This is a genomic window from Faecalibacterium sp. Marseille-Q4164, from assembly GCF_017377545.1.
GTDB lineage: Bacteria > Bacillota > Clostridia > Oscillospirales > Ruminococcaceae > Faecalibacterium > Faecalibacterium duncaniae.
Window position 1 is genome coordinate 13117 of the sequence record NZ_JAFREJ010000017.1, and the last position, 14264, is coordinate 27380.

Annotated in this window: 15 protein-coding genes and 1 riboswitch; of the genes, 11 read left to right on the forward strand and 4 right to left on the reverse strand. The window is 59.2% G+C overall.

Translation table 11 applies throughout. The annotated features are described in order from the left end of the window. Positions 1-2: 2 nt before the first annotated feature. Positions 3-1292, reverse strand: coding sequence for an SPFH domain-containing protein (locus J3352_RS11915; RefSeq protein WP_156067387.1), 1290 nt, complete (start codon positions 1290-1292; stop codon positions 3-5). Positions 1293-1473: 181 nt separating this feature from the next. Further along, a riboswitch (TPP riboswitch) is annotated at positions 1474-1580 on the forward strand. Positions 1581-1760: 180 nt separating this feature from the next. Between J3352_RS11915 and thiW the strand changes: the two genes are divergently transcribed. From thiW to J3352_RS11970, 11 genes are all read left to right on the forward strand, one after another. After that, the gene (thiW, locus tag J3352_RS11920; protein WP_005930128.1) at positions 1761-2276 is read left to right on the forward strand and encodes an energy coupling factor transporter S component ThiW; all 516 of its coding nucleotides are present in this window, start codon (positions 1761-1763) and stop codon (positions 2274-2276) included. Positions 2277-2288: 12 nt separating this feature from the next. Then, a complete protein-coding gene (thiM, locus tag J3352_RS11925; RefSeq protein ID WP_156067389.1) occupies positions 2289-3110 on the forward strand; it encodes a hydroxyethylthiazole kinase in 822 nt (273 codons plus the stop codon). Continuing rightward, complete coding sequence (gene thiE / locus J3352_RS11930) at positions 3097-3729, forward strand: thiamine phosphate synthase (protein ID WP_005930122.1); 633 nt, start codon at positions 3097-3099, stop codon at positions 3727-3729. Before thiM ends, thiE begins: the two co-directional genes overlap by 14 nt. 157 nt (positions 3730-3886) lie before the next feature. Then, on the forward strand, positions 3887-5197 hold the full coding sequence (thiC, locus tag J3352_RS11935) for a phosphomethylpyrimidine synthase ThiC (RefSeq protein ID WP_005930119.1): 1311 nt from the start codon (positions 3887-3889) through the stop codon (positions 5195-5197). Between the two features lie 177 nt (positions 5198-5374). Continuing rightward, the gene (locus J3352_RS11940; protein WP_097772936.1) at positions 5375-6196 is read left to right on the forward strand and encodes a Cof-type HAD-IIB family hydrolase; all 822 of its coding nucleotides are present in this window, start codon (positions 5375-5377) and stop codon (positions 6194-6196) included. Between the two features lie 20 nt (positions 6197-6216). Further along, positions 6217-6774 carry a zinc ribbon domain-containing protein gene (locus J3352_RS11945; RefSeq protein ID WP_097772935.1) on the forward strand — a complete coding sequence of 186 codons (558 nt, stop codon included), beginning with the start codon at positions 6217-6219 and terminating at the stop codon, positions 6772-6774. Between the two features lie 34 nt (positions 6775-6808). Then, positions 6809-7399 carry a hypothetical protein gene (locus J3352_RS11950; protein ID WP_097772934.1) on the forward strand — a complete coding sequence of 197 codons (591 nt, stop codon included), beginning with the start codon at positions 6809-6811 and terminating at the stop codon, positions 7397-7399. Positions 7400-7423: 24 nt separating this feature from the next. Next, positions 7424-8428, forward strand: coding sequence for a 3'-5' exonuclease (locus J3352_RS11955; protein ID WP_156067391.1), 1005 nt, complete (start codon positions 7424-7426; stop codon positions 8426-8428). Positions 8429-8567: 139 nt separating this feature from the next. Further along, positions 8568-9170: a TVP38/TMEM64 family protein gene (locus J3352_RS11960; protein ID WP_097772932.1), complete on the forward strand. Its 603-nt coding sequence runs from the start codon at positions 8568-8570 to the stop codon at positions 9168-9170. A gap of 424 nt (positions 9171-9594) precedes the next feature. Then, positions 9595-10992 (forward strand): cysteine--tRNA ligase, encoded by a 1398-nt coding sequence (cysS, locus tag J3352_RS11965; protein ID WP_005930099.1) that lies wholly within the window; start codon positions 9595-9597, stop codon positions 10990-10992. Positions 10993-11122: 130 nt separating this feature from the next. Further along, complete coding sequence (locus J3352_RS11970; protein ID WP_156067393.1) at positions 11123-12076, forward strand: hypothetical protein; 954 nt, start codon at positions 11123-11125, stop codon at positions 12074-12076. Positions 12077-12151: 75 nt separating this feature from the next. On the opposite strand, the gene J3352_RS11975 is transcribed toward J3352_RS11970, so the two are convergent. The 3 genes from J3352_RS11975 to J3352_RS11985 all read right to left on the reverse strand — a co-directional run bounded on the left by J3352_RS11975 (position 12152) and on the right by J3352_RS11985 (position 14250). After that, on the reverse strand, positions 12152-12904 hold the full coding sequence (locus tag J3352_RS11975; protein WP_156068784.1) for a J domain-containing protein: 753 nt from the start codon (positions 12902-12904) through the stop codon (positions 12152-12154). Positions 12905-13011: 107 nt separating this feature from the next. Next, positions 13012-13851 (reverse strand): DUF5685 family protein, encoded by an 840-nt coding sequence (locus J3352_RS11980; RefSeq protein WP_097772928.1) that lies wholly within the window; start codon positions 13849-13851, stop codon positions 13012-13014. 3 nt (positions 13852-13854) lie between these two features. Beyond that, positions 13855-14250, reverse strand: a complete 396-nt coding sequence (locus tag J3352_RS11985) for a hypothetical protein (RefSeq protein ID WP_005930086.1) — start codon at positions 14248-14250, stop codon at positions 13855-13857. Positions 14251-14264 lie beyond the last annotated feature (14 nt).

The window sequence follows — 14264 nt, forward strand, 5'->3', positions numbered from 1 at the left end:
TCTCAGGCCCCAAAGGGCTTGCCGCACTCGGGGCAGAACTTGGGCGGGTTGGCTGGGTCGGCGGGCACAAAGCCGCAGTTGGCGCACTTGGCGGCGGGCCGGGGTCTGCCGCACTCCGAGCAGAATTTGCCGCTGTTCTTTGCACCGCAGCTGCACACCCAGACAGCCGGGGCTTCGGGCCGGGGCTTGCCGCATTCGGCACAGAACTTGCCCGTGTTGCCGGTGTGGCCGCAGCTGCAGGTCCAGCCAGCGGCTGGTGCGGCCTGAGGCTGCGCGGCGGTCTGCTGGCCGCCCATCTGGTAGAGATCCCGGGCGTTGACACCGCCCGCTGCAGCGGCCTGGTTCATCCCCATAAAGGCCATGGCGGGACCGGCGGCGGTGTTGGAGGCGGCAGTCTGCATGGCGGAGGCCTGTGCACCCACCAGATGCGCGGCGGCGCGGGTGGGGTCCATAAAGGCCGCACTGCGCTGCAGCTCCTTGATCATCTGCTCGTCCTCTTCGCTGGCCTTGACACCGGAAACGCCCAGAGAGACGATCTCGATGCCGCGCAGCCTGCTCCACTTGGCGCTCAGCTCCTGATTCAGGGCCTCGGCCAGCTCGGCGGTGTGGCCGGGCAGGGCGGAGTAGCGGATGCCCTGCTCGCTGATCCGGGCAAAGGCGGGTTGCAGGGCGGTCATCAGCTCGGTCTTGAGCTGGCCGTCTAGCGCGTCGCGGGTGTAGGCGTTTTCCACATTGCCGCAGACATTGGTGTAAAACAGGATGGGGTTGACCACCCGGTAGCTGTATTCGCCGAAGCACCGGATGCCGATGTCGATATCGATGCCGGCGCGCTGGTCCACCACCCGGAAAGGCACCGGGTTGGGGGTGCCGTACTTGTTGCCGGTGAGTTCCCGGGTATTGATATAATAGATGCGCTGGTCGGAACCGGCCTGCCCGCCAAAGCTGAACCGCTTGCCCAGCTCGGCAAACACGCTGTCGATGTTCTTCAGCCCGCCGCTGAGCAGGGAGGGCTGGGTGCCGGTTCTGTAGGTGTACTCGCCGGGCTCAGCACAGAGGTCCACCACCTTGCCCTGCTCCACGATCAGCACGCACTGGCCGTCGGCCACGGCGATCACAGAGCCGTCCGAGATGACGTTTTCGCTGCCGTGCCGGTTGGCGGAGCGGCCATTGGTCCGCTTCTGGCCCTTGACGGCCAGCACCTCCGCAGGCAGAGCGTCACAATAAAAATATTCCTTCCACTGGTCGCCCATCACGCCGGATGCTGCGCCCATGGCTGCTTTGATGAGACCCATAACTTCAATCTCCTTTTGTGCCGGGCAGTGTCCCAAAACGGGGAATGGCTCCCCCGGGCGCTGCGAAATTTGGGACAAGTATAACATAATCCGGAAAATTGTAAAAGCGATTTGGCAAAAAGGCGAAAGAAAAACTTGTTCTTGCTTTTTTGCCCCGGCGGGTGTACAATACCCTACGAAAAACAAAACACAGGGGAGCTCGTGAGGCGGGCTGAGAGGAAGTAACCAAACTTCGACCCTTGACCTGATGCGGATAATGCCGCCGTAGGAAGTCATAGGAAAATGATTTTTTGCAGGAGGCACCGCTGTGGTGTCTCCTGTTTTTTGTTGCCGCAAGCCGCCGCAACGGGCGGCTCCGGGCTGAGGGGGAGCGCCCTGAGCCTTGAAATAACTGCGATGGGAAGCCGTGTTCCGGCGTGAGAGGAGGCCAGCAAGCCTCGACCGCTTTTTGAGAAAGAGGAGTTTCCAATGAAAAAATTCTCTGTGAAAAAGCTGGCTCTCGCTGGAATGTTCTGCGCCCTGTGCGTGGTTGGCAGTGTGTTCAGCTTCCCGATGTTCGGCAGCAAGTGCGCCCCCGTGCAGCACATGGTCAATGTGCTCTGCGCCGTGCTGCTGGGTCCCTGGTGGGGCGTGGGCGTGGCCTTTGTGGCTTCGCTGCTCCGCAATATCCTGGGTCTGGGCAGCCTGATGGCCTTCCCGGGCAGCATGTTTGGTGCCCTGCTCTGCGGCCTGGTCTACGCAAAGACCAAAAACCTGATCGCCACCCTGGTGGGCGAGGTGTTCGGCACCAGCATTCTGGGCGGCCTGTGTGCTTACCCGGTGGCCATCTGCCTGATGGGCAAGAGCGCCGGTGACATCGCGTTCTATGCCTACATCGTGCCCTTCCTCATCTCCACCGCTGTGGGTGCGGTTATTGCGGGTGTGCTGGTGTACAGCCTGCAGCACTCCGGTGCCCTGCGCTCCATGCAGAGCAGCCTTTCCTGACGGGGGTGCGTCATGTTTGCAGAGCAGTTTGCCAATGTCCGCACCAAAAGCCCCCTGATTCATAATATCACCAACTACGTCACCGTGAACGACTGCGCCAATATGGTGCTGGCCTGCGGTGCTTCGCCCATTATGGCCGACGATGCTGCCGAGGTGGAGGATATCACCACCATCTGCGGCGGGCTGAACATCAACATCGGCACCCTGAACAGCCGCACCATTGAATCCATGCTCAGGGCGGGCAAAAAGGCCAATGCACTGGGCCACCCCGTGGTGCTGGACCCTGTGGGCGCGGGCGCTTCCACCCTGCGCACCGAGACGGCCTACCGCCTGTTGGACGAGGTGCGGTTCACGGTCATCCGGGGCAACATCTCCGAGGTAAAGACACTGGCTTCCGGTGCGGGCACCACCAAGGGCGTGGATGCCGATGTGGCCGACAGGGTCACCGAGGAAAATCTGGACGGCGCGGTGGCCTTTGCCAAGGCATTTGCCGCAAAGACCGGTGCCGTTGTGGCCATCACCGGTGCCATTGACATCGTGGCCGATGGGGCAAAAGCCTACTGCATCCGCAACGGCCACCCGATGATGAGCGCCATCACCGGCACGGGCTGCCAGCTCTCTGCCCTGACGGCGGCCTTTATCACCGCCAACCCCGGCCAGCCGCTGGAGGCTGCGGCTGCCGCCGTCTGCGCCATGGGCCTTGCGGGCGAGATCGCCCATGCACGGCTGACCCCGCTGGACGGCAACGCTACCTACCGCAATTACATCATTGATGCCATTTACAATATGACTCCGGCTCAGCTGGAAGAGGGTGCCAAGTATGAAGTGCGCTGAAGAATATATGCGGCTCTACGCCGTCACCGACCGTGCCTGGGTGGGCGGTCAGACCCTCTATCAGCAGGTGGAGAGCGCCCTGAAGGGCGGTGTGACCTGTGTTCAGCTGCGGGAAAAGGAGCTGGACGAGGAAGCCTTCCTGAAGGAGGCGTTTGAGCTCCACGACCTGTGCAAAAAATACAATGTGCCTTTTTTCATCAACGATAACGTGGACATTGCCATCCGCTGCCACGCCGAGGGCATCCATGTGGGGCAGGAGGATATGGCCGCTGCTCAGGTGCGCCAGCGCGTGGGCGATGAGATGATGATCGGCGTATCCGTCCACAGCGTGGAGGAGGCCCTGGAGGCCGTCCGGCATGGTGCCGACTGTCTGGGCGTGGGTGCAGCTTTCTCTACCCACACCAAGGCAGACGTGGACGTTCTGCCCGAGGGCATGATGAAAGCCATCTGCGATGCCGTGGACATCCCCGTTGTGGCCATCGGCGGCATCCACAAGGAGAACCTGCTCCGGCTCAAGGGCACCGGCGTGAACGGTGTGGCCCTTGTCAGTGCGATCTTCGGCGCGGAGGACATCGAGGCCGAGTGCAGGGAGCTGAAGGCACTGGCGGAGCAGCTGTAAAGCGGCTCGCCCTCTCAGTCATCGCTGGCGCGATGCCAGCTCCCCCAAAGGGGGAGCCAATTGCGCACAGAGGAAAGGCTGCGCAAAAACCTATTTCCGGTACGTTCAGCGCGCAAAGCGCTGTTCAAGATAAAAGAAACATTTGGAGGAAAGTACCATGCAGAACTACACCACACAGATGGACGCTGCCCGCAAGGGCATCGTCACGCCGGAAATGGAGATCGTGGCCAAAAAGGAATACCGCACCACGGAGGAGATCCGTCAGCTGGTGGCTGAGGGCAAGGTGGCCATTCCCGCCAACAAGCACCACACCTGCCTGAACCCCGAGGGCATCGGCTCCATGCTGCGCACCAAGATCAATGTGAACCTGGGCGTTTCCCGCGACTGCAAGGATTACAACGTGGAGATGGAAAAGGTGATGAGCGCCGTCAATATGGGCGCGGAAGCCATCATGGACCTGTCCAGCCACGGCAACACCCAGCCCTTCCGCCAGAAGCTGACCCACGAGTGCCCCGTGATGATCGGCACTGTGCCCGTGTACGATTCCGTCATCCACTATCAGCGCGACCTTGCTACCCTGACCGCGCAGGACTTCATCGACGTGGTGCGCCTGCACGCTGAGGACGGCGTGGACTTTGTCACCCTGCACTGCGGCATCACCCGCAAGACCATCGACCAGATCCGCACCCACAAGCGGAAGATGAACATTGTCAGCCGCGGCGGCTCTCTGGTGTTCGCCTGGATGAGCATGACCGGCAACGAGAACCCCTTCTACGAGCACTTTGACGAGATCTGTGAGATCTGCGCCGAGCACGACGTGACCATCTCGCTGGGCGATGCCTGCCGCCCCGGCTGCCTGGCCGATGCCACCGATGTCTGCCAGATCGAGGAGCTGGTGCGTCTGGGCGAGCTGACCAAGCGCGCCTGGGCACACAACGTGCAGGTCATGGTGGAAGGCCCGGGCCATGTGCCCCTGAATCAGGTGGCTGCCAACATGGAGGTGCAGAAGAGCATCTGCATGGGCGCTCCCTTCTATGTGCTGGGACCCCTCGTCACCGACATTGCCCCCGGCTATGACCACATCACGGCTGCCATCGGCGGTGCCGTTGCCGCTATGAGCGGTGCAGCCTTCCTGTGCTATGTCACCCCCGCCGAGCATCTGGCTCTGCCCAACGTGGACGATGTGAAGCAGGGCATCGTGGCCTCCAAGATCGCCGCCCATGCGGCCGATATCGCCAAGGGCATCCCCCATGCCCGGGATATCGACGACAAGATGGGCGATGCCCGCCGCGTGCTGGACTGGGATGCCCAGTTCGCCTGCGCTCTCGATCCCGAGACCGCCAAGGCCATCCGGGATGCCCGCCTGCCCGAGGATGACCACAGCGACACCTGCTCCATGTGCGGCAAGTTCTGCGCCGTCCGCAGCATGAACAAGGCACTGGCCGGGGAATACATCGACATCCTGTAACACAGCGTTTTCTTCCTTCTCAGCCGTCCGGTTTTGCTCGCCGGGCGGCTTTTTGCTTGTCTCTGGGCGGGGGACAAGTTTCCTGCTTTACAGAAAAGGGAAAGCATTGTAAAATAGATGGGTAAGTAATAAAATATCCGGCGGGAAGCCCCTGCCTGAGAACGAGGAATAAAAATCATGGCAAGATCGAATATCCGGGTGCTGGCTCTGGACTTGGACGGCACCCTGACCAATGACGAAAAGATCGTTACCCCCCGCACCCGCGCGGCGCTGGATGCCGCCGCCGCACAGGGCGTGACCATCGTGCTGGCCTCCGGCCGCCCCACAGCGGGCATTCTGCCGCTGGCAAAGAAGCTGGGGTTGGACAAAAAGGGCGGCTGTGTGCTGGCCTACAACGGCGGCAAGATCGTGGACTGCGTGACCGGCGAGGCTTTGTATCAGGTGCAGCTGGGAGCGGAGTTCGTCCCGGAGCTTTGCGAATTTGCCGCCCGGCAGGATGTGGCCATCCTGACCTATAACAGCGAGGGCATCGTGTGTGAGCGGGATCAGGACGTGTGGGCAAACAAGGAGTGCTTTACCACAAAGCTGCCGATGCTCCATGTGGATGATCTGGCCTCCTATGTGGACTATCCGATCTGCAAAATGCTCATCACCCTTGACCCTGCCCGGCGGGATGCTGTCTGTGCCGCCGGAAAGGAGCAGTTTGCGGGCCGGATCGACCTGTACCCCTCCAGCCCCTTCTTCATCGAGGCCGTGCCGCTGGGTGTGGCAAAGGACAGGAGCCTTGCCGCCCTGCTGGAGCGGATGGGCCTGACCCGGGAGAACCTGATGGCCTGCGGCGACGGCCTGAACGACCGCTCCATGATCTCCTATGCCGGGGTGGGCGTTGCCATGCAGAATGCCGAGGATGCCGTCAAGGCTGTGGCCGATTACGTCACCGCCGCCGACAACAACCACGACGGCGTGGCGGAAGCTATCGAGAAGTTTATTCTGAACTAATAAATGAAAGAAAATGCAGTATGAGTAACTTTTGGAAAGCAGTTGCAGCTGTGGGTGTTGCTGGAGCGGTTTTACATGCATCAGCTAAAAATGTTGAGCAACGAAAAATAGAAAATGCTGAAGAAGAACGAAGAAAATCGGCAGAATGCATTTTTGATGATGGAATAACTCAAGAAGAATTTGAAGTAATTGCGAAACGCGCTGGTAAGGGCATTAAACGTTTGTCTGAACTGAAAGTAGATGAAATGGTTGTTATAGGAACAGTTCATTCGCAAAGCGGGATTACAGATTGGAATTTTAAGATTGACTTCAGCGACTATGGACATTTGACGGGAAAGTTTTGGATGTCGACAGATAATGATGATTCGGAGATTCCGCGAACAATTGCAGGAAGAATAAGCGACGCGATAAAATATTTCCCAGAATGTGTTGACGATGCCTTTGAGGAGGAGCTTGACAAACTTGAGGAAATAAAAGGTGAGAAGAAAAAGCGGTCAGAACGGTACTGCCCATATTGTGGAGAGAAGCTTGTCGGAGCAGGAGCACGATTCTGCGGGTATTGCGGAAGTAAAATATAGGGCGTGAGTGTTTTCAAAGAGTGGGAGAACAAACATGAAAACGGTTAAACTGGTTTGCCCAAGTTGCAGTGCGGAAATGGAAGTGGATGAAGAAAAACTGCTTTTGTATTGCCCTTACTGTGGAAAAAAGTTACAAATGGATTTTCCGCACATAGACGAAGTTTTCAAAGAAAAAGAAAAAACAAAAAGATCCAAAGAGAGAACTGAGCGGGTTCGAATGGAACACGAGTACAGAGAAAGGACGAGACAGCAAGAGTATGAGCAGGCCAGGGAAAACGAAAAAGCTGGCTGGAAAGTGTTGATAATATTATTTCTGCTATCGGGACTTCTTCTTGTGGGAGCCGAAGTTGGAAACATGGTTCACCGTGCAAACGGTGAAGTTAAAGCGCCAATATCCGGAACAGAAGAAAGTTTAAAAGATTTGGATTATGAAGATGCAAGGTTGCTGTTTATAAGCGAGGGCTTTGAATACGTTCAGCTTGTAAACAAGCATGATTTGATTGTAGGTCTCTTGAAAAGAGAAGGGAAAGTTGAGTCGATTTCGATAAATGGTGAAACGAACTTTAGTAAGGGAAGTTGGTTTCCACCGGATGCAATAGTGAAAATTACATACCACGGATTTTGATTGATGAGAGGAACACAAACAACAATGCCACGCAATCTGGTTTTATTTGATCTGGAATGGAACATCGGCTATAAGCCGTATCTCTTTAATTATCATGGCGTGCAGCAGACCTTCCGGGGCGAGATCATCGAGATCGGCGCGGTGAAGATCGACGAGGATGCCAACGTGCTGGATACCTTCTCCATCCACCTGCGGCCCCGCATTTTCCGCACCCTGCAGCACCACATCGCCAAGGTGACGGGCCTGACCCAGGCCGACCTGGACCGGGGCGAGCCCATCGTGCAGGGGCTGCGCCGCTTTATGCAGTGGTGCGGCCCGGATGCCGAGTTTGCCGAGTGGGGCATGGATGACGTGCCGGTGCTCAAGCAGAACCTTTTCCTCTGCAATCTGGACGAGAGCCGCCCCACCCAGTGGTATGATCTGCAGCAGATCTTCCTGCGGGAGCACCCCCGCAAGGAGGGCGAGGGCATGACGCTGGAAAGCGTTGTGACCCGGATGGGCATCCCGATGGAGCGCCCGTTCCACGATGCCCTGTCCGATACCCTTTACACCGCCGATGTCTGCCGCAAGCTTGACCTGCGGGCGGGTCTGGCGGCCTACCCCACCGAGGAGGAATCCCTGCGGGCAAGCCTCTGCCCCGCCCCTGGCGATTACCGGGACTTCCGGGTGTTCCGCGGCTATGTGGAGCAGTCCACCTGGCGCAGCGACCCAAAGATCATCACTGCCAGCTGCCCGGTGTGCGGCGGGGATCTGCAGCCGGACGATATCTGGCTGAAAAAGGGCAACAGCGGCTGGTATACTCTGTCTGTCTGCCCTGCCTGCGCCGGTACCGGCAATGAGGCCGGAAAGGGCGTATTCCAGCGCTATAAGCTGGCCCGGCGGGACGGCCTGCACTGGAGCTTTGCCCGCTGTGTCCAGATCCCGGACGAAGCCGGGCTTGCCCGCTGGGAACGGATGCGCGCCCAGCAGATCGAGCGGATGCAGGCCCGGGCCGAAAAGGCCGCCGCTGAAGCCGACGGAAAAGCATAAAGATCCCCGCCCTGTGCAGGAAAGGCCCCCGCAGTCTCGTAGTATAGGTGATATGACAAAAAAAGCTCGTATTTTGTTCACGGGCGTGTCATAGAAACCGGATATACTAAAGAAAAATGAGAGGGAAGGAACACGCGGGATGGAAATGACGATGATAGGCTGGCTCCACCAGCTGGGAACGCTGGAATTCTGGGAGGCCCTGCTGGAAAGCTTTGGCGGCCTTGGCCCCATTGCGCCCGTGATCCTTGCGATGGTGGAATCCTTTTTTCCGCCGCTGCCGCTCATTGCCATTGTGGCGCTGAATGTTGCGGCCCACGGCGGGCTTCTGGGCTTTGTGTACAGCTGGGCCGGGGTGATGCTGGGCGGCACTGTGATGTTCCTGCTCTGGCGGCGTGTCGTCAAGCGTTTTTTCTGGAAATTTGCCCGCCGCTCGGCCAAGCTGCAAAAGGCGGAGCAATGGGTCAGCCGGTTCGACACCGCGTCCCTGTTCATGCTGTCGCTCCTGCCCTTTACGCCCTCGTCCTTTATGCATTTTGCCTTCGGCATCTCTGATTTTGACGAGAAGCGCTACCTTGTCACCATGCTGCTGGGCAAGGGCGTGATGGTGGCCATGATGGCCCTTTTCGGGCAGTCGCTGGTGTCCGCCATGAAGAACCCGTTCTACCTCGTGCTTGCCATCGCCATCTGGGCGGGAATGTACTTTGCCAGCAAACACTTCTGTAAAAAGCACGAGATCGATTGAATCGGCGCAGAGCTGCCGCTGAAATGCCAGCGCCTGCGTTCTGCTTGACTTCTCCCCCCGGCCCGGCTATAATACAGATGTATCAGGAAAAATGCGTTTACCCGGGCAGAGTAGCGCAAAGGTGAGCTGGACAGAGAGAACGGGCCGTTGGCTGGGAGCCTGTTTGCAGCAGCGTGTGTGAAGTGCGCCCGGACAGCACGCCGCGGGAAACCTGCTGGGGAGTATCGCGGCGCGGCAGCCGCCGTTATCGGCTTTGAGCGACAAACAGAAGTGGAACCGCGATTTTGAAAACCGCCTTCGATGTGATATGGGAGATTGTATCACATCGGGGGCTTTTTTTACTTCTCTGTTTTCGTAAGTCAGCGAAGCGAGACTGAGAGGTTCTGCTGCGGCTTTTGTTTGCCCTACAAGAAGGAGAGTTCTTATGCAGATTTTCAACACCCTGACCCGCCAGAAGGAAGAGTTTGTGCCGCAGGTGCCCGGCGAATACCGCATCTATGTCTGCGGCCCCACCGTTTACAACTATATCCACATCGGCAACGCCCGCCCGCTGATCGTGTTCGATACCCTGCGCCGCTATCTGGAATACCGCGGCAACAAGGTCATCTATGTCTCCAACATCACCGATATTGATGATAAGCTCATCAAGAAGGGCCAGGAGGAGGGCACCTCCATGAAGGAAGTGGCCCAGCGCTTTGAGGCCGAGTACCTCAAGGATGCCGCCGGTCTGAACTGCAAAAAGCCCACCGTCCAGCCCCGTGCAACGGAGCACATCCAGCAGATCCTGGACATCGTCAAGGACCTGATCGATTCCGGCCACGCCTACGTTGCCAAGAACGGGGATGTCTACTTCCGCGTCAAGAGCGACCCGGAGTACGGCAAGCTGAGCCACCTCAAGCTGGACGATCTGGAGAGCGGCAACCGTGAGCTGCGCAGCCAGATGGAGGATGACCTGAAGGAAGACCCCGCCGACTTTGCCGTCTGGAAGGCTGCCAAGCCCGGCGAGCCCGCTTGGGAAAGCCCCTATGGCATGGGCCGCCCCGGCTGGCATATCGAGTGCAGTGCCATGAGCCGCACCCATCTGGGCAAGACCATCGACCTGCACTGCGGCGGTCAGGATCTGATCTTCCCCCACCACGAGAACGAGATCGCCCAGAGCGAGTGCGCCAACGGCTGCGAGTTTGCCCACTACTGGATGCACAACGGCTTCATCAACGTGGATAACCAGAAGATGTCCAAGAGCCTGCACAACTTCTTCACCGTCCGCGATGTGGCAGACCTCTACGGCTACGAGCCCATCCGCTACTTTATGCTGACCGCAGGCTACCGGATGCCCCTGAACTACACCGTGGACCTCATCGAGAGCTGCAAGAACAGCCTGGAGCGCCTTTACACCTGCCGCGAGAACCTTGATTTTGCCCTGAGCAAGACCGCGTTTGGCACCGATGAGACCCTGACTGCCAAGGCAGACGAGGCCCGCGCCAAGTTCTGCAAGGCCATGGATGATGACCTGAACACCCCCGATGCGCTGGCTGCCGTGTTCGATCTGGTCAAGGAGATCAACACCCTGTCCGCTGCTTCCTCCAAGGCTGCGCTGGAGGCTGCCGCCAAGGCGTTCGATGAGATCACCGGCGTGCTGGGCCTGATGTACAACCGCAAGAAGGACGAGGTGCCCGCCGAGGTGACGGAGCTGGTGGAAAAGCGTGCCGCCGCCAAGAAGGCCAAGGACTGGGCCGCTGCGGATGCCATCCGCGCACAGCTCACCGAGATGGGCTGGGCTGTCAAAGATACCGCCCAGGGCCCGCAGCTGAGCAAAATTTAACTTGAATCCCGTTATTGACCTGTACGGTACAATGCGGTAAAATGAGGGTGCGGGAACACTGTGCTGTGTGTTCCACGCACCCTTATTTTTGCATGATACAAGAACCTATATAAAAGGAGGTCTTTGGCTGATGAAAACCAAACGGCTGATCTCATTGCTGCTGGCGGCAGTGTTCGCCCTGAGTGCGGCGGCCACACCGGCGCTGGCGGCTTCGGCGGGCAGCGAACTGCCTGACCTGACCACCGCAGGCGTGGATGAGAACAACAGCGTTGTCTCGATCCGCCTGACCGCAGACGGGGATCTGACCTATGGCTCCCCCTTTACCCTGAGCGTCCAGACCACCCCGGCAGATACCCAGTATATCGGCGTGGTGATGGGCACCAGCGGCGAAGCGCAGGGCTATGTGACCCTGATCCTTTCGGGCAAGATCCGCACTCTGCTCAAGATGATCCCCCTGCCGAAAAAGATGTCGGCGAACCCTGAGCAGGAAGAGGAGTTCAACATCTACGCCTACATCAAGCAGCTGATCGACGGCAACGACGTGAGCGTGCTGCTGCGGGTGGCTGATGAAGTGGTCTCTGTGATGGATGTCCTGAAATTCTACATCCCCACGCTGAAGGATGTCTCCACCGGCATGAAGCTGTCGCTGGAGCTCATCCGCAAATATCTGCCCGAGGGCGTGTTCAGCCGCATCTATCTGGACGAGCAGCCTACGGAAGCCGGCAGCTATGTGGGCGGCGCTGTGGCGCTGGAATCCGGTGATGTGAACACCGCCGGTATGGCGTTCTTCCGCATCAAGCCCAAGAGCGCGGGTGTGCGTGTCTACTGGGCACAGGAGCTCCCCGCCAGCATGACTGCGGCAGAAGCCCAGAACTACAACATCACTGCCGTGGTCGAGAGCGATGGTCAGGTGGTCGAGGGCGGCAAGGTGACCTACACCTATAAAAAGAAGAGCGGTCTCTTCGATTTCCTGGGTACGACCCAGAGCGGGTTCCCCACCGAGCCCGGCGAGTATGTCCAGACGGCCAAGGCCGCCGGAAACTACTCCAGCAGTGAGATCAGCCGCACCATCGTGATCCAGTAATCAAACAGCAAAAATCCCTCCCTGCCACGCCGGCAGGGAGGGATTTTTTAATTGTCCTTATATCATTTTTTGCGCTTACATCCGGAACCGCCAGCCCCAGCCGCCGCCACAGCAGCAGTTGCACAGCAGGTTGAGCAGGATCATGCTCCAGCACCAGCGCATCAGGCCGCCGGGCTGGGCGTAGGTGGTCTGGGTGCGGTAGGTGCGGCCCGGGTCCTGCAGATTGCGCAGGTTCATCTGGTATTCGGTGTTGCCGGGCTCGATCTGGGCTGCGCGGCGGGCATCCTGCAGGGCATCGATGCTGTTGCCCAGGCCCTGATTGGCCAGCGAGGAGAGATAGTACCACCGGGCGGTGCGCACGGTGATGCCGTCCAGCACGCGGCGGGCCTCGGGGTAGCGCTGGTTGACGATGAAGTTGCGTGCGGCCTGCATCTCAGGCGTGTCTGCACCGTTGTAACCGGGGCCGCGCTGCTGCTGATAATTGCCGCCAAAGCCAAACCCGAATCCGAAGGGGTCATAACCGAAGCCGAAGTCTCCGAAATCCCCGTTGGAGTAACCGTTCTGCTGGTACCCCTGCTGATAGCCGCCGTAGGAGGGGCCGCTCTGCTGGCCGTAGGCACCGCCGTAGCCGCCGCCCATCTGGGGGCCGGTCTCGCCCTTGGTGATGGCATCGTATGCCGCCTGCACCTCCTTGAAGTGCTCTTCGGCGGTGGGGTCGTTGGGGTTCAGGTCAGGGTGCCAGCGCTTGCACTTGGCACGGTAAGCCTTTTTGATCTCGTCTTCACTGGCACCGCGCTGGATGCCCAGAACCTCATAGGGGTCTCTCATCGGTCTACTTCCTCACGTCTCTATTACCATCTGTGCGGCCGCTGTGCCGCACAAGCAATCTTTAGTGTACAGGACTGGAACGGAAAAATCAAGGAAAACCGCCGGGATTAGGCGGTTTTGTCCTTCTTTTTTGCATTTTTGCAGTGATATTTGAGCCACACGCCCGAATACAGGATGTTGCGCAGAAGGTCAACGTCCTCCACACAGGGCAGGCGCTCAAAGCTGCGGGCGCAGTTGGCCAGCAGCAGCTCAAAGATCTCCCGCATCTCTTCCTCGTACCCGGGCTCTCTGCTCAGGGTGCGCAGGGGATTGTATGCGCCCTTGCGCTCGTCCCGGGCCAGGTCGTCGTAGGCATCCAGCAGGTAGATGTACTTGCCCAGGTTGAAGCCGATGCTGCGCAGCTCCGGCGACCAGTGGTCCTGCCGGTAATCGAACAGTTCGGCCATCAGTTCCCCAAAGCAGCCGGAAACGGCATCCAGATCCTCGCTGCCCTCGGCTTCGTACCGGGCCAGCCGATCCAGACAGGTGCGGATGGCGCTGCACTGGCGGGGCCAGCGGGCAGCGGCCTGCTGCGTGGGGGCAGCAAGCATCTTTTCAAAGCCCAGGCCCAGCAGGCTGTGGTCATCGTTCCACTTGTCCTGCGCGTTGTAGTAGTGCAAAGCCACGCTCAGGTCCGCGCAGTAATCGGTGGGGCCGCTGGAACGCCACTCCACCTTCCGGATGGGGTGGATGGGGCAGTGGTCACAGCCTGTCACACAGGCGCTTTCGCCCTCGTACAGGCTGCACAGCAGCAGATCCAGAAAAGTCAGGTCATAGCTCAGGGTCAGCCGCCCCCGGGTGCCGTGCAGCGCGCCAATGCGGCGGCAGAGCCCGCAGTAGGCCGCGCGGTACCGCGCCTGTGCCTCCGGGCTGAGTGCGGCCTGATTCGGGATAACATATCCGAACATGGCTCAGCTCTTCTTGATGAACTGGGTGCCGCAGCGGGGGCAGGAGATCTGGATGCGGCCGCGGCCGCGGGGCACGCGCAGCTTCTGGCGGCACTGGGGGCAGCGATAGTAGTGATAGACCTTGCGGTTGGCCCACTGCTCTTTCCAGCCCTTGAACTTGTTGTCCACCCGGTCCTTCAGGGTGTAGAACTTGTAGTTCTCCTCGGTGCGCTTGGAGATGTTCCGGCTGAAGGTGCGGTAGTAGCAGAAGATCAGCAGGGCCGCGCCCAGATAGGTGAACAGGTTGACCCGGCTGATGATGGCGATGAGGAGCAGCACCAGCGAGGCAATGCTCAGGAATTGGTTCAGGCCATCGGTGCCATAGCGGCCGATCATAAACTGACGAAGTTTCTCTCTCATAGATTTCCGGTCCT